The organism is Flavobacterium pygoscelis (genome assembly GCF_023162025.1).
Lineage (GTDB): Bacteria > Bacteroidota > Bacteroidia > Flavobacteriales > Flavobacteriaceae > Flavobacterium > Flavobacterium pygoscelis.
Genome location: NZ_JALNUB010000005.1, coordinates 309,896 through 325,729, shown reverse-complemented (window position 1 = coordinate 325,729; position 15,834 = coordinate 309,896). Strand labels below are relative to the sequence as shown.

General features: G+C 32.4%; 13 protein-coding genes. 5 read left to right on the top strand and 8 right to left on the bottom strand.

Annotated elements, in window-relative coordinates; genetic code table 11:
- Window position 1 precedes the first annotated feature (1 nt).
- Entirely contained in the window at window positions 2–1,009 is a 1,008-nt protein-coding gene (locus tag MW871_RS10285; RefSeq protein WP_248428446.1) for an NAD-dependent epimerase/dehydratase family protein, read from the bottom strand.
- A gap of 128 nt (window positions 1,010–1,137) precedes the next feature.
- On the opposite strand from MW871_RS10285, the gene tyrS reads away from it, so the two are divergent.
- The 3 genes from tyrS to MW871_RS10270 are packed head-to-tail and all read left to right on the top strand — an operon-like array spanning window position 1,138 to window position 2,909.
- Entirely contained in the window at window positions 1,138–2,430 is a 1,293-nt protein-coding gene (tyrS, locus tag MW871_RS10280) for a tyrosine--tRNA ligase (protein ID WP_248428445.1), read from the top strand.
- Between the two features lie 31 nt (window positions 2,431–2,461).
- The gene (locus MW871_RS10275) at window positions 2,462–2,665 is read left to right on the top strand and encodes a hypothetical protein (protein WP_210644769.1); all 204 of its coding nucleotides are present in this window, start codon (window positions 2,462–2,464) and stop codon (window positions 2,663–2,665) included.
- Window positions 2,658–2,909 carry a type II toxin-antitoxin system RelE family toxin gene (locus MW871_RS10270; protein ID WP_345799456.1) on the top strand — a complete coding sequence of 84 codons (252 nt, stop codon included), beginning with the start codon at window positions 2,658–2,660 and terminating at the stop codon, window positions 2,907–2,909. Before MW871_RS10275 ends, MW871_RS10270 begins: the two co-directional genes overlap by 8 nt.
- A 3-nt stretch (window positions 2,910–2,912) precedes the next feature.
- Here MW871_RS10270 and MW871_RS10265 read toward each other — a convergent pair whose 3' ends face one another.
- The 4 genes from MW871_RS10265 to MW871_RS10250 all read right to left on the bottom strand — a co-directional run bounded on the left by MW871_RS10265 (window position 2,913) and on the right by MW871_RS10250 (window position 8,648).
- Window positions 2,913–3,893, bottom strand: a complete 981-nt coding sequence (locus tag MW871_RS10265) for a LuxE/PaaK family acyltransferase (RefSeq protein WP_248428444.1) — start codon at window positions 3,891–3,893, stop codon at window positions 2,913–2,915.
- Between the two features lie 125 nt (window positions 3,894–4,018).
- Entirely contained in the window at window positions 4,019–4,357 is a 339-nt protein-coding gene (locus tag MW871_RS10260) for a T9SS type A sorting domain-containing protein (RefSeq protein ID WP_188048984.1), read from the bottom strand.
- 102 nt (window positions 4,358–4,459) lie between these two features.
- Complete coding sequence (locus MW871_RS10255) at window positions 4,460–5,671, bottom strand: hypothetical protein (RefSeq protein ID WP_188048983.1); 1,212 nt, start codon at window positions 5,669–5,671, stop codon at window positions 4,460–4,462.
- A gap of 226 nt (window positions 5,672–5,897) precedes the next feature.
- Window positions 5,898–8,648, bottom strand: coding sequence for a TonB-dependent receptor (locus MW871_RS10250; RefSeq protein ID WP_248428443.1), 2,751 nt, complete (start codon window positions 8,646–8,648; stop codon window positions 5,898–5,900).
- Between the two features lie 176 nt (window positions 8,649–8,824).
- On the opposite strand from MW871_RS10250, the gene MW871_RS10245 reads away from it, so the two are divergent.
- Window positions 8,825–9,508 (top strand): response regulator transcription factor, encoded by a 684-nt coding sequence (locus MW871_RS10245; RefSeq protein ID WP_248428442.1) that lies wholly within the window; start codon window positions 8,825–8,827, stop codon window positions 9,506–9,508.
- Entirely contained in the window at window positions 9,509–10,570 is a 1,062-nt protein-coding gene (locus MW871_RS10240; protein ID WP_248428441.1) for a sensor histidine kinase, read from the top strand.
- 2 nt (window positions 10,571–10,572) lie between these two features.
- Here MW871_RS10240 and MW871_RS10235 read toward each other — a convergent pair whose 3' ends face one another.
- From MW871_RS10235 to MW871_RS10225, 3 genes are all read right to left on the bottom strand, one after another.
- Window positions 10,573–11,640, bottom strand: coding sequence for a glycosyltransferase (locus MW871_RS10235; protein ID WP_248428440.1), 1,068 nt, complete (start codon window positions 11,638–11,640; stop codon window positions 10,573–10,575).
- Between the two features lie 87 nt (window positions 11,641–11,727).
- A complete protein-coding gene (locus MW871_RS10230; protein WP_248428439.1) occupies window positions 11,728–12,309 on the bottom strand; it encodes a hypothetical protein in 582 nt (193 codons plus the stop codon).
- Window positions 12,310–12,389: 80 nt separating this feature from the next.
- On the bottom strand, window positions 12,390–15,821 hold the full coding sequence (locus tag MW871_RS10225; protein WP_248428438.1) for a hypothetical protein: 3,432 nt from the start codon (window positions 15,819–15,821) through the stop codon (window positions 12,390–12,392).
- Between the last annotated feature and the right edge of the window lie 13 nt (window positions 15,822–15,834).

Below are 15,834 nucleotides of genomic sequence, written 5' to 3'. Positions count from 1 at the left end.
GCTATAGCTTAAGAATTGAGATCTCTTTTATATAGGAATTGATCGCTTTAAATTTGAAGTTTAAAGTTTCTTTTATTTTTTGATTAGAGTACGAGCTTTTAGAGTAGGATGCTTTTGCAGTAGCCTTTGTAAATTGTCTTTTTTGTTTAAAAATAACGGATAGAATCCAATCCATTCTCCATACTATTTCCATAAAAAAAGGTGACGCATGTTTAGTGGGTCTCTCTTTTTGCAAAGCATCAGAAATGTTGTTTAAGATGTCTCTAAAACAATTGTTTTCGGCAATTAATGTAAATCTTTGATTGCAAATTTCACTATTCATTAATTCAGTTGTGATTTTTACAACATCACTTACGACAATAAAACCGCTTGTTCCAAGAGTGTAAAATGATAATCCATCAGCTACTTTCTTAAAAAGTAAACCGCTTCCTTGTTCTTGAAATCCCGGACCAATTATCACACCTGGATTTACAATTAATATTTTTAAACCTTCTTGTTGTCCTCGCCAAATTTCCATTTCAGCACCATATTTAGAAATGGCATAATCGCTATGTGGTTTTTCGGGATTCCATTCGGTTTCTTCGGTGATAATGGTTTCGTGAGCGGCTAAATCGCCAAGTGCAGCTATTGAGCTTACATAACACAGTTTTTGAATGGAATATCTGAGGCAAAAGTTGACAATATTAGCAGTTCCTTCGATATTTATTTTGCGAATGTTTTCTTCGTCTTTTGGATCAAATGATATTAGGGCAGCACAATGATAGACTTGAGTAATCCCAATAAAAGCTTTTTCTAAAGATGGAACATCGATGATGTCGGCTTGAATCCATTGTATGTTGTCAAATAAATTTGACTTTTTGTAAAGTTGAAATAGCGATTTCGTTTTTTCGATACTTTGAGTAGTTCGATATATTGCCCGAATTCTCTCGCTCCCTCTAGTTTGTGATTCAATTAAATGAAGCAATAAATGTGCGCCTACTAATCCGGTTCCTCCTGTTACTAAAATCATGCTACGAAAATACGAATATTTTTTTTTGAATAACCCCATAAACCAATAACCGAATCCACAATAAATTTTATCTTTGTGCATACAAAGCCCAAAAGGCTGAATTGACGAAAGTAAATTGATTAAAAAAGATGAAAAATTTTATTGAAGAAGTGACTTGGAGAGGAATGCTCCACGATGTTATGCCAGGTACAGAAGAACATTTGATGGAACAAATGCGTGTGGCATATGTGGGAATTGACCCAACTGCCGATTCATTGCATATAGGACATTTAGTTGGAGTGATGTTATTAAAACATTTTCAGTTATCTGGACACAAACCATTAGCTTTAGTAGGTGGTGCAACCGGAATGATTGGTGATCCGTCAGGAAAATCCAATGAAAGAAATTTATTAGACGAGCCTACTTTGCGTCACAATCAAGAAGCCATTAGAGCACAATTGAGTCGTTTTCTTGATTTTACTTCAGATGCCCCCAATGCAGCTGAATTAGTAAACAATTACGACTGGATGAAGAATTTTTCTTTCCTAGATTTCATTCGTGATGTAGGTAAACATATTACCGTAAATTATATGATGGCGAAGGATTCTGTGAAGAAGCGTTTGACTTCTGAAGCTGCCGAAGGAATGTCATTTACCGAGTTTACTTATCAATTGGTTCAGGGATATGACTTTTTGCATTTGTATAGAGATAAAAAATGTACGCTACAAATGGGTGGAAGTGATCAGTGGGGAAACATAACTACCGGTACGGAATTAGTGCGTAGAATTGCAAGTGGAAAAGCGTATGCTTTAACTTGTCCTTTGATTACAAAAGCAGACGGAACTAAATTTGGAAAATCTGAAGGAGGAAATATTTGGTTGGATTCAGCGCGAACTTCACCTTACAAGTTTTACCAATATTGGTTGAATACTTCTGATGTAGATGCAGAGAAATACATTAAAATTTTCACTTTTTTATCGAAACAAGCAATTCAAGATTTAACAGAAAAACATAGAGAAACACCGCATTTGCGTTTGTTACAAAAACGTTTGGCTGAAGAAATTACAGTAATGGTGCATTCAAAAGAAGATTTAGAAAATGCGATAAAAGCATCTACTATTTTGTTCGGGAATTCAACTTCAGAGGATTTAAAACAGTTGGATGAAGCTACTTTTTTAGATGTTTTTGATGGTGTACCTCAAGCTGAAATTGCAAAACCTGAAATAGAAACTGGAATTAATATAATTGACCTATTAAACGAAAAAACAGGCTTTTTTAAATCAAATGGTGAAGCAAGACGTGCTTTGACTGCTAATTCTATTTCAGTAAATAGAGAGAAAGTAGCAGAAGATTTTATGCTTTCGACTAAAGATTTAATCAATAATCAATTTGTGTTGTTGCAAAGCGGCAAGAAAAATTACTTTGTAGTTAGAGTTGTTTAATTTCATAACTTTACTTTAAATATTTAAAATTATGGAAACACAATTTTTAACTGATGAAAAAGGAAATAGAACGGCTGTTGTTTTGCCTATAAAGCAATACAATAAAATGATTGAAAAATTGGAGGATTTAGAAGACGTTCGCCTTTATGATGAAGCCAAAAAGGAGGATGATGGTTATCGAATTTCATTTGAAGATTATTTGAAAACAAGGGAAGCAAAAAAGTCAAATCTATAACATTGATTTTTCCAAAAAAGCGCAGAAGAAGTTAGATAAGTTATCAGATGAGACAGCTAATCCAATATTATTTGCGATTGGAAGTTTATCAAAAAATCCTAGACCTTCAGGTTGTAAAAAGTTAAAAGGAAGAAAAGGATATAGAATACGTGTTGGAGATTATAGAGTGATTTATGAAATAATTGATGATATTCTTTTGATCGATGTAATAGATTTAGGTCATCGAGAAGATATTTATGAATAAGATTTACATCACCATCAGGTTACATCCTCGAATATCAGAATTATCAAAACGTCCCAATACCTCGAAAGAGTTGTTGGGATTTTTTTTGCCCAAATCTTGAGTAGCAATAAAAGAACAAGAATTGATGTTAGCTAAATCAATCACGTTGATTCCGCCTGTTTTTCCTTGTGGAATGTAAGTTAAAGCATCTTCGGTGTCGCGAATTAGGATTTGTATCCAAGAAGGGCATTCAAATACGCCTTCTCCTAGTGAATAGGCTTGAGAAAGCAATTCGGTCATTCCGTATTCCGAGTGTATACTAGAAACGCCAAAACCTTCACAAAGTTGCTGATGTAGTTCTTCCCGAATCATTTCTTTGCGCTTGCCTTTCATGCCGCCAGTTTCCATTATAATCGTGTGTTTCAAATTGAATTGCTGTTTCTCTATAAGATCTAATAAAGCGTAAGTAACTCCAATTAAAATCACATTTTGTCCTGCCTGATCTAATTCGATTAATTTTTTGATTAATTCATCGTGGTTATGTAAATAAAACCCACTTTCTGGTTGATTAGAAAGTTTTATTAAATCTTCGACCATATAGATTAACGATGATCCTTCGCGCTCCAGATAGGAAGGGAGTAAAGCCAAAACGACGTAATCTTCAATATTTCCGTAAAACTCTGAAAACCCTTTGCGATAACTTTCTTCGTAAATAGAAGCGTCTGTTACAAGATGCTTACTCGTTATTGTTCCCGTTGTCCCGCTACTTGTAAAAACGGCTTCGACAGCATCAGTTTTTGAAACTACATTGTGACTTTTGAAAAACTGAATAGGTAAAAATGGAATTTGCTCTACTGATTTTACTTTATGAGAATCTGTTTTTAGAAGTTCACAAAACTCACGATACACTTGATTGTTTTCGTATTGATGACGAAATACTTTTAAGGCAATTTTCTCAAATTGTTTTTGACTAGAAATAGAAAATATATCAGCAGTTGAAATCAAAATATTTTTTTTACAAAAGTAATCAAAAAATGCTCGATGTTGTCAAAAACGCCATCCTGATGGATTTTTTGGACATAAAAAAAAGCTCCAAATTATTTTGGAGCTTTTTATTTATTTTAGAATACTTATCGTATAATTAATTTTCTAGTTGCCGAGGCTTCTTTTTCATTAATTTTTATGATGTAAACCCCAGAAGTTAAGGTAGAAACGTTTAGCTCTCTGGAGCTAAGTTGTGTTTGAAGTACTTTTTTGCCTAAAACATCAAAAATGATTATTTCTTTGTCTAAATCATTTTTTGTAGCAATGTAAACTTTACCATTGCTCACAGGATTTGGATACAAGTTTAAACCTTCTATTGTAGGTGAATCTTGCGTTCTTGGCTGTGGCTTAGTTTCTTGAGCATTAGCGCTTAAGGAAAATAAAAAGACCAATAAAGTAATAGTATAAAAGTAGTTTTTTGCCATCAGATTTATTTGAATAGTAAATGTACAAAAAAATATTCAAATAGTGTACCAAAAAAAATGCCTCTCCAAAAAGAGAGGCATTTTACTATTTTGTTTCTATTATTAGAATCCAGTTGCCCATCCAGCAGCCCAGCTCGGCATTCCAACTCCATTTCCAGCTCCAGTAGCTGTTGCAGAAGTAGTAGCAAAATTAGCATTTACTGTTGCGCTAACTCCTGAAGTTGCAGGTGCTACAGCAGTTGTTTTTCCTTTCATAGTAGTTGTTACATCCGAATCAATTTTGAAATTAACAACTTTTAGAGACGTTCCAGCATTTGCTAACGTTTCATCATGCTCTAGATCAAAACCTGTAGCCCAACCTTTGATCACCACATTGGTAAAAATACCTTTTGTTCCTCTTCTTAGTTTAATTGCTTGGTTTTCTGCAAATGCAGTAGTATTAGCAGTACTTCCAGGTCCAATAAGTGTTAGGTTTGTAATAGTAGGATTAGAGATTGGAGTATTTGCAAAACCAAACTCATAGTTGTCTGCTTCAATACCTCTATTTCCTGTTCCGTAATCTAATCTACCGTACCAATCTGTGTTTGTACCAGACCAACCTTCAGTCCAATCAAATTGATCATCTTCGTTTCCTATAGAGATTATGTGATCCGTGTTTACTGTTCCTCCAAAGAATTCTACTCCATCATCAGATCCGTGAATTAATTGAACGTAGCTAATTGTTGTTCCAGAACCTACACCAAATAACGATAGTCCGTTAAACTCTTTATCAGCATTAAAAAGTGCTCCAGCATATTCTATTCTTAAATATTTAATAGAACCAGAGTTGTCATTAGATATTGTTCCTCCATAAGTTAAATCACCAACTTCTGATTGTGCACTACTTGCGCCTCCGCTAATGCGATTAATTGGTGCTTTTCCACAGATAACTAATCCACCCCAGTCACCACCAGCTTTTGTAGCCTTTCCACTTGTCATTACAACTGGTTTTGATGCTGTTCCGTTTACATTGATTTTACCTCCTTGTGCAACGGCAATATAAGACGCTGTTCCGCCAGTTCCCTGAATTACAGTTCCTGCAGGAATTGTCAAAGTAGCGTTATTGTTTACTTGGATTTTTCCAGTAAGTTTATAAACTTTACTAGCATCTAGAACTACTTCACCTTCTGTTATTGTTCCTTTAAAATCATCTGCATTAGCAATAAATTTTGAGGTTGAAGGATTAGTTGTGTCTGAATCGTTAGAAGTACAACTGGTCATTACTCCTGCAGTTACAACTAAAAGACTTAATAGATTTACAGTTAATTTTTTCATAGTTTTTTTAATGTTTTTTCATTTGTTTTATTAGGACAAATATCAAACAAAAGCTTTTTTCTAAAGTTAGGTTAACGTGAACCTTAGATTAAAAAAAAGGCTATTTAATGTTAGCTAATTGTTGCCATGTTAAGAACGGTTTGAAGATCACTAATAAGTTTTTGAAACAAAAAAAGAGGCTATTCGTATTAATGAATAGCCTCTTTTTAGATGTTTGCTTAATTATTTAGAACTGATAGTTAATGCTAAGACTTAGTGATAATCCTTTTTTGTAGCTTAATAGGTTTACATCTCCATTTGTGTTTTCCTGAACTTGATTGATGGTAGGATTTAAAATGTTTTTTACAAGAAAACTTAATCCTACTTTTTCATTTAGTTTAGATTTAGCTACAAAGTCTAAAGTACCAAATGCTTTATCAACAATATCACCTCTTTGTAAGGTACCAATAGCATATATTCTATCAGAGAAATAAGAATACGTTAATGTTGAAGTTAGATTGCTTTTTTTATTGTTCCATTCATTAAAAAAACTTAAATCGGTATTTAATAATACGTCAGAAGCTCCTGTGAATTTTCCTTTTTTAGAGGTAAAATCTACTTCGAAATCTGTTTCTTTCTTCACTTTATTAGAGTTTAATTCTTGATTAGAATATAAGTAAGATACATTTACACCTGCAGAAAGTTTTTTAGAATTTTCGGTATCAATATTCAATAGTTGCTTGCGATATTCTACTTCGGCTCCCGTTACATAACCATAATCGCCTGTGTTTACATAAGAAATGTCATTTGTAGAGGAATTAATCGTTACCTCGTTCATTGGGTTTTGAATGTATTTCCCAAAAGCAGTTACCGAAATTAGCTCTTCGTTTTTAGGAAAAAATTCCCATTTTAGATCTAAATTGTAATCATCTGATGCGTACAGTTTTTGGTTTCCAATATATACTTGAGTAATTTCTTCATACAAAAATGGTGCTCTTTCTTTAAATTGTGGTAAGGTATAAGTTTTGCTTAAGCCCAAACGCAAGTTTTGTTTTTCTGCCAATTCATATTTCATTACGATACTAGGTAAGAAAGCAGTTTTATCCAGCTGACTGCTTTTTGTAATAGGATCAAGTTGGGTGTTCCAAGTGATTTTTTGAGCTATTTTTTCTGCTCTTAAACTTATAACAGTCGTTAGTTTGTTCAATTTATATTCTGTATTTAGAAACCCTGCATTTATGTTTTGGTCTCCTTTATAAAATTGTGGATTTAAAGCTGAAGATTCAAATTGATCGCCTCTAAAAGTGATAATTTTAAAATAGTTGTTATCTAAATTAGACTGGTTGTAAAATAAATCTAAGTTGTTTGGATCTACAATGTCAGATAAGTGAGTATTATCAGATTTAAAATTAAATTGTGTGGCTTTAAAGTTTCTAGTTTTAACTCGTCCGCTATATCCAAAAGTGAATTTTCCTTTGTATTCCCCTTCTTCCGTTTTGCTGAATTTGTAATCGTAGCTTAAGTTTGCAGCAACTTCATCTTCTTTCAAATTTTGAAAATAACGATTGTTACTTCCAGCATTAGATAAAAGTGTATAACCAGCGGCCACTTTGTTTAAGGTATTTGTTGTTCGGTCTGGAGTATCTCCTTTGATACTGTTATATGATAATCCCCAATTAAATTTAGAACGCTCCTTAAACTTATGTTCTCCTAATAATTGGTTAACCCATAAAGCATTTTTATTGTACTCATTTCTTCTAATTAAAGCATTCCCGCCATCACCACCATCCGCAAAGTAACCACTGTATTCTTTTTTAGATTGTGTACTTGTGTTAATGAATAATGAGTTAAAGTTAACGGTGTTGTTTGGGTTTATTTTGTACCCTAAATTTAACAGTCCAGTCGTGTTGGTATTGTAATTAATATCGGTGTAAGTATGGTAATTTTTATTTGCAACACCAGTTCCAGATACTGATCCTTTTGCAGAACCATTACTTTTAGAGTTAAATTCATTGTCGTAAGAAGCATTAGCGAAGATGCTAATTTTCCCTTCTTCACCAACTTTAAATGAAGTTCCTCCTGAAATATTGTAAGAGCTAGCAATTGGCGCTTTATTCTCTAATTGATTTGTTTTATAATTGTACTGTGTCAAAGGATTTGACGGTATAGCACGATTGGTAAAGCCTAAAGCTCCGTAACCTTGTAGTAAATTAAAATTGTCTACTTTTAAGGCATTCGTATTTATCTTTGATCCTAATTGAAATTTTAAAAAGCTTTTGCCTTTGTGTTCTTTAGAGATAATGTCAACATTACCACCCGCAAAATCGCCGTAGAATTTTCCGTTGTATACTTTGTCTATTGATACATATTCTACAATATCGGTAGAGAAAATATCTAAATTAAGGTTTTTCTTGGTTGGGTCATTAGAAGGAATTGGAAGTCCATTCATGGTTGTCGAATTGTAGCGGTCTCCTAATCCTCTAACAAAAATATTCCCTGTTCCTTCCTGTTTTGTAATACCAGTCGTTTTTGTAACAGCAGTGGCAACATCACTAACTCCTTTTCTTGATAATTCTTGAGCACCAATAGACTGCTTGATGTCTACAGCATTTTTTTGTTCTAATAATAGCGCTGTTTCTTTTTGCCTACTTACAGTACTAGCTCTTACAATTACATCTTCTAATTTGTATCCTGCAGAGCCTAATGCTTGATTGATGGTCAAGGTTTGGTTTGCTATAATTTTCACAGGAATCTCAACAGATTCGTATCCAATAAAACTAAATTGAATTGTATAATTACCAGGAACTATAGACATCGAGAATTTACCGTCAATATCAGTGTTTGTTCCAATATTAGTTCCAGCAATAAGTACGTTAGCAAATGGTAAGGATTGGTTGTTTGCCTCTTTGTCGGTCAAGATTCCAGTTATTGTTCCTTTGTTTTGTGAAAAAGAAATAGCAGTTATAAATAACGATATAAAAAGTATTTTGAATTTCATTTGTTTTGTTTTTTTTGCAAAGTAAGTCCCGAAATGTAAAATGTAAGTTACCGTCTTGTTAGGGTTATGTTTTGTTTTTGCTAATAAATTGCTCCAATATTAAATTACCGTTAACACCTTTTCAGTTTCCTATTTATGATTACATTTACCATAAAAAAAATAACTTTTGACGCTTTATGAAGAAAAAAAACACCAAAATTCTATTAGTCGATGACGAGCCAGATATTTTAGAAATAATAGGATATAATCTTTTTCAAGAAGATTATCAAATCTTTACGGCCTCTAATGGTAAGGAGGCTATAGCCAAAGCAAAAAAAGTAATTCCAGACCTTATTATAATGGATGTTATGATGCCAGAAATGGACGGAATGGAAGCTTGTGAAAACATTAGAAAAATACCAGAATTAAGTAATGTATTAATTACTTTTTTGACTGCTAGAAGCGAAGATTACTCTCAAGTAGCAGGTTTTGATGCTGGTGCAGATGATTATATAACAAAACCGATTAAGCCAAAGTTATTAGTAAGTAAAGTAAAAGCCTTGTTGCGTCGTTTAAAAGAAAATGATCAAAATAGCGAAACACTGAATGTAGGTGGTATCGAAATTAATCGCGAAGAATATAAAATTGTAAAAGACAATATTGAAATTGTATTGCCCAGAAAAGAATTTGAGTTATTTTACCTTTTAGCTTCAAAACCTGGAAAAGTATTTAAAAGAGATGAAATTCTAGATCGAGTTTGGGGTAATGAAGTCATTGTTGGCGGACGTACTATAGATGTTCACATTAGAAAATTACGTGAAAAAATAGGAGAAGAATTATTCAAAACAATTAAAGGAGTAGGATATAAGTTTGAAGTATAGATGACTATAAATTTTAAAAAAACATATCGATTTGCTGTTAAGTCTTCGCTTTACATTACCTTCTTTTCTACCGTATTAGTAGGATTTCTAACGCATCTTTTTTTTAAATTTTCATATCAATTTTGTCTGGTTTTTGCTTTTTGTATTGCTGTTTTTTCTTTTATCGTTCTTCAGTATAGAGTAGAGCGCTTTATTTACAAAAAAGTAAAAAAAATATACGATGATGTTGCTTTATTAGAGTCGAGTACTTTTATGAATCAGCCTATAACGACTGATATGGCAACGCTAACGCGTGAAGTAAAAAAGTTTGCTACGGATAAAAAATTAGAAATTGAAACCTTAAAAGTAAGAGAAGAATATAGGAGAGAATTTCTAGGCAATGTTTCCCATGAACTTAAAACACCTCTTTTTATGGTTCAAGGTTACTTGTCAACGTTGCTTGATGGAGCGATGAATGATAAAACAATTCGAAAAAAATATTTAGAACGTGCCGAAAAAGGAGTTGAAAGATTGATCTACATTGTTCAAGATTTAGACATGATTTCTAAACTCGAAATAGGAGAGTTAAACCTTGAGATTACTCAATTTGATATTGTCAAATTAATTCAAAATGTTTTTGATTTATTAGAAATGAAAGCTTCTAAAAAAGACATTATTCTTATGTTTGACATGAAATATAGTATTCCCATTATGGTAATCGGAGATCAAGAAAAGATTCAACAAGTCGTTATGAATCTAATCGTAAACTCTATTAAATACGGGGAGAAAAAAGGAACTACTGAAGTGAGTATAGAGGATTTGACCGAAGAAAAATTAATCGTTAGAGTGACTGATAACGGAGAAGGTATTGTAAAGAAAAATATCTCCAGATTATTTGAACGTTTTTACAGAGTAGATAAAAGCGGTGCGCGAACAGAAGGCGGTTCCGGTTTAGGTTTGGCTATTGTAAAACATATTATTGAGGCACATGACGAAAAAATATATGTTGATAGTACCTATGGTGTAGGGTCAGAGTTTTCTTTTACACTTCAAAAAGTAAAAAATAAAAAAAAGCAGGTGTAACGCTACTCCTTAAAAACATGAAATAAGGAACTCCAATCCGTTTTTATTTCTGTTTTTGGTAATCCTTTGTAATTCGCAACTTGCTCCAAGTTTTCTATTTTAAAATCATCTTGTGAGGCAAATGGAACAGCGTTTTCTTCTTGTAGTTTTCTAGCAAGATATTCTTGTTCAAATTGTCCTGGAGTAGGGATAAAAAAGGACTTTTTGTTTAGTTGTGTAAGATCCATAATTGTAGTATATCCAGAACGACAAAGTACAATTTCACTTTCGTTAAATGCATTTGATATCTCAGTAGCATTCATAAAATTATAATAACTCACATTTTCTATTTGCTGCTTTACTTGTTCTTTTTCTATAATTCCTCTAATAAAAATTATTTTGCCAGAATATCTTATAATTTCGGATCTTAATTTCGCTTCTAAAATTCCTCGTTGAGGTTCTGGTCCTGATAAAACAATCATTAAGTCGTATTTCTTTTCTTTTTCTTGAGGCTGCAACCTACTTAATGGTCCAATGTATTGTATGTTTTTTGGAGTCTTTTTTAGATGTCCTAATTTTCCGGTTAGATTAGGAGTTTCATCAAAATCGGGTACCCAACAGGCGTCAAATTTTTTAATGATATTTTGATGTATTTTACTGCTTAACCAAGTGCTACTTCCAGACAGTACTTTCAGTTGGTGTGTAATGTAAACACAGGGAACTTTTGTACTGCAAACTCCAAATCTGTTGTCCGAAATGATTCCTTTAATATCGTATTGCTCAATCCAATGTTCCGCAATTCTTTTCTCTTCTTGAATGGCTTTGATTGTTTTTAAGCCATTTTTAAATAATTTCCATTTTAGATTCTCTCCTTTTCCCGCATATTCTATTTGGTATGAGGGGAGTTCTAATGTATTTAGGTTGGGGAACTCTTTTCTTAATAAAGCTAAAGCATCACCGTCTGAAGCAATAATTGGGGTGTAGTTATTTTCTATCAATGCTTTAATAATTGGTATGCAGCGGGTAGCATGACCCAAACCCCAATTTAAGGGAGCAATTAAGATTGTTTTTTTATTAAAATTTGATATCATTAATTTTTTTAGCTAGTGCAATGGTCATAACGTAGCAAAGGGGACAATTGTTTAGAAAGTCCCCTTTGTTTTTTATTTTAAATGGAATTAATCTTGAATGTATGTTTTATTTCCGTTTGCATTAATATAATATTTTCCTCCTCTAGGACCTGTATATACCTTTTTACCGTTGTATTCACCAGTTATTTTATCTGCAATTTTTGGTGCCTTTTCATTGGTTTCTTTAATTTTTGCTGGTGCTTTTTTTGTCGTAGCTTTAGCTGTTGGTGCTTCTTTTTTAAGGTTTTCCGCTTTCTTTTCTACTTTTGCTGATTTTGCCTCTACTTTTTCCGCTTTTGCTTTTACTTCTTTTTTTGTTTCAAGAGCTTTCTCTTTTGTTTGAGTTGCTTTTGTTTTACTTTCAGTGGTTTTCGCTTTGTTTTCTTTTGCTTTCGCTTCAGTTGCTTTCGCTTTTGCATCAGTTGCTTTTGCTTTCGCTTCTGTTTCTTTCTTCTTAGCTTCAGTTTTGGTTTTCAAAGCTGTTTCTTTAGCATCTGCTTTTGCTTTAGCTACTTTCTCTGCTGCTTTTTCTGTTTTGGCAGCTGCTTTCTTCTTTTGTGCTGCAGTTTCTTGAGCATAAAAGCTACCAGACAATAGAAAAGCAAAACACAATAAAAATAATTTTTTCATGATAATTTATTTTAAGTTTTTAGAAAATGTTTAGGACATCTAAATTTAATAACTTTTTTCCTAAATATAATGTTAAAAAATTAAAAATAAGCTCTTAATTGAATGTTTCCAGTATGAATAGCCAAATTGGTTTCACTTTTTCTACCTTCATAATTTAAGTTGATATCTAAAAACTGTGTTATATTTCTTTGTATTAGTAGTTTCCAAGTCAAATTTTGCCCTGTTTGTAAGCCTTCTAGCATTTGAAATCCAACAGAAGAAAACTCATTTCCATCAAATTTATTTTGGTAAAAAGAAACCTCTCCATTCATGGTAAATTTAGATTCACTCGCATAAGAAAAAGAAGTTCCAAAACGATTTTGAATTAATTTTTCTGATAAGCCTATTTGATTTTCTTTTTTTTGTAATTCATAAAAAATATCCCAACTCATATTTTTAGAAAATAAATAGCTAATTTTTGGTGCGAGTTGGTAACCGCTTATTTCATAGTTTTTTTCTAAATAATTCTCGGAATTTATTGCTGTTTGAATAGTTTTGATCAAAAATCCGAATAGCCAACTTTTTTTGTATAAATGATTGTATTGTAACTGATGGGAACTATTTGTTGCTTCTTGTGATCCCGTAGAAAGAAGATTTTTTGTTTTGCTTTCTAAGTAAGTGTAGGTTACAGAATGATTTTGCCTTCCTCGGTTATAAAACAAGCTGTTTCTTAAACTCGAATTTAAGCCTAAAACATTTTCATTACTTGAACTAAAAGGATTTAATTCAAAGTTGGCACCATTATTCCTGTTTTTTCTATCCATTATAAAAGCTGTTTGGTTATAAAAGTAGGATAAGAATTTTTTTATTCCGTTCTCATTTTGCCACTGGATTGGATTTAATGTCAAAGACTGCGAAAATTTATTTTGATGAGTTTTAATATACAATCGATTCGGTAAAAAAACGCGGATAAATTTGGCTTGATCTATAAATGGAGCTATTTCAAACTCTTGTAACTCTTGAATTCCGTTGTTGTTATAGTCATTCCAAGTGTAAACTCCCTGTCCTATAGGCACTTCTATATAAGTGAATTCTTGCTGTGGAATGCTTCCTGAATTGGTTTCGTAAGTAGTAGTATTTTGAATAAATTGATTGAAATAACGGTCTGTGTACACAATTCTAGAGTTTAGCGACGATTCTTTTTTTCTAGAGTCATTACTGAATTCTAATATCCTGTAATTAGCATATACAGATAAGTCACTCGTATTGCTTTGAATTAATCTTGATTTTAAACGAAAAGTTTGAGAGGTATTTACCCTTTGAATAATGCTTTTTTGTAAACTATCATTAGTGCGTTTTAGATATCCTAATTCTACAAAAACTTTGGTACTGTCTCCTCTTCCTGTAAAAAATCCATATTCTGTAAACTTTTGACTGAATGCAGAAAATGCATTGGTATTCTTATTTTTCTCTTGATTGTCCTCTAATCGCAGGCTTGCGCCTATCCAGTTTTTATCAAAATGAAACCGAACTTGAGATTGACTTCTAACAAAATGAGAGGAAAGGAGGCTGCCATTACTTTTTAGAAAACTGCTTTGATTTTTGAAATTCCAATTTTTAAGTTGAAAAAATCCATCTAATAAATGTCGATTTCCGGAGAAATTATCAGAGAAATCTAATTTTTCAAACTGATACTTTATTTTTCCTTTGCTAACGGTATTGTTTTTTGGATTTAAATCTAATTCTAAGCCTGAAATAAGTAGGCTTTGGTTTCCAATTCCCAACGTTCCTAAATTCCAATCTCTATTAAATTCAATGGTGTACAATCGCTCCACTGAGGTAAAGTCCTTTTGGACAAATTGATAATTTGTAAAAGCATCTAAAGTCCATTTTTTAGAGAAAAGACGTTGTTTGGCATTTATTTTCCCTGCTAATCCTTTATTATCACCATCATTTAATGAAGAGAATAAATTTTTATCATTGTTACTAATTCCTATTTCAAAATCCATTGCTGTTTTCTCAGTGGGTTTGTATTTTCCTAAAAAAGTAGCTACTTGGATCTTTGTAGGTGCAACCAAAGGCACGGTTGGTTCGTAGTTTCCTTGTGGAATTCCATTTATTGGCGCAACATATTGATATACTCTTGTGATCGTGGTTGAATTGGTTAAACTATAATTTCCTTTAAAATCGCCCACTAAAGTAAATCGCACATTATAAAGCTCTTCTTGTTTATCTGTTGAATATTCAAAAATTTCAACAGTATTTAAAACAGATTTTCGGTAAAGAACTTTGTTGTCAGAGTAGGAATCTACATAGGCTGAAGGCGCGACCATAAGATTTTGATTATCTCCTGCATTAATTAATATGTCTGCTTGCGCTTGCGACAAATTTTGCTGTAAAGGTTGATTTTTTTGGTCGTTTTCAGAGTATAAATAACCACCAAAACTCCAAGAGTTATTCTCGTGCGTGGCTCCTGCATAGGTTACAAATCGAGTATAATTTCGATCTGAATACTGGTATTCTACCGTAATTCGCATTTCAGACGTAATGGTAAACAAAGGTGTAAAGATGATTTCTCCAGCATTATAATCGATTGTGTAGTCGTTATTGTCTCCTCTTTTTAGCTGAGTGCCATTTACATAAACACGTTCAGATCCCGAAATGACTAATACATATAATTCTCCATTTTGTCCTTTTAATTTATAAGGGCCTTGATTTCCTTCCTGACCAATAATAGCACTTTTAGCATATTGACCACGAACCAAAGCTGCGGAGGCAAATGCATTTGTTTTGCTTGTGGCGGTATCAAAGTCGAAGCTTGTAGCAAGTCCTTGTACTTTTTTATTGAAATTTAAAAATTGTGTTTTCTTATTTTCAAGGAATAAATCACCTGCTCGAATATTCCATTTATCACTAAATAATTCCATGAAAATATTGTCGAACTGATCCAATTTTTGTGAATAACCTCCATCTTGTAATGGGATGTTGCTGTCTTGAATTGAGGCCCTTAGGCTTACTTTTTCAGAAATTTTTCCAGTTATTTGGAGGTCTAAATTAGAATTTAATACTGCATTTTGATTATTTCCAATGGTTATTCCTCTTGTGATACTTCCTGAAGTATTTAAGCCATCAAAAGGAATGTTTTTATTTGTACTTTTCTGTTCTATTTTATATAAATTACCCAATCCCGACTCATTGTTTACCAGACGACTTGAGTCATAGATCTTGTATTCTTGAGTTAATAAATCAGGAAATTTTAAATATTTTACAGTAATGGAATCCCTTTGTAAAGGGCTATTTTCTTTAAATAATAGAATCCCTTTTTTAAAGTTTATTTGATAAAAAGCAGTGTCAATGGGATTTCCATCCGAATCGAGTATTTTAAAAAAGCTGGAATTAATACTTTCTTTTTCAATGTAAATTGTATCGCGGGACGGAATAATTTTTTTGGTTTTGTATAAGGTATTGATTTCTTGAGCATGAAGCCCAGAAAAACAACTTATTGTGAGCCAAAAAAGAAATTTTTTAAACATAAATACAGTTACT

Excerpts from the sequence above, each read along its gene's own strand:
- MW871_RS10285 (WP_248428446.1), bottom strand. The coding sequence starts at position 1,009 with ATGATTTTAGTAACAGGAGGAACCGGATTAGTAGGCGCACATTTATTG.
- tyrS (WP_248428445.1), top strand. The coding sequence starts at position 1,138 with ATGAAAAATTTTATTGAAGAAGTGACTTGGAGAGGAATGCTCCACGAT.
- MW871_RS10275 (WP_210644769.1), top strand. The coding sequence starts at position 2,462 with ATGGAAACACAATTTTTAACTGATGAAAAAGGAAATAGAACGGCTGTT.
- MW871_RS10260 (WP_188048984.1), bottom strand. The coding sequence starts at position 4,357 with ATGGCAAAAAACTACTTTTATACTATTACTTTATTGGTCTTTTTATTT.
- MW871_RS10255 (WP_188048983.1), bottom strand. The coding sequence starts at position 5,671 with ATGAAAAAATTAACTGTAAATCTATTAAGTCTTTTAGTTGTAACTGCA.
- MW871_RS10250 (WP_248428443.1), bottom strand. The coding sequence starts at position 8,648 with ATGAAATTCAAAATACTTTTTATATCGTTATTTATAACTGCTATTTCT.
- MW871_RS10245 (WP_248428442.1), top strand. The coding sequence starts at position 8,825 with ATGAAGAAAAAAAACACCAAAATTCTATTAGTCGATGACGAGCCAGAT.
- MW871_RS10240 (WP_248428441.1), top strand. The coding sequence starts at position 9,509 with ATGACTATAAATTTTAAAAAAACATATCGATTTGCTGTTAAGTCTTCG.
- MW871_RS10235 (WP_248428440.1), bottom strand. The coding sequence starts at position 11,640 with ATGATATCAAATTTTAATAAAAAAACAATCTTAATTGCTCCCTTAAAT.
- MW871_RS10230 (WP_248428439.1), bottom strand. The coding sequence starts at position 12,309 with ATGAAAAAATTATTTTTATTGTGTTTTGCTTTTCTATTGTCTGGTAGC.
- MW871_RS10225 (WP_248428438.1), bottom strand. The coding sequence starts at position 15,821 with ATGTTTAAAAAATTTCTTTTTTGGCTCACAATAAGTTGTTTTTCTGGG.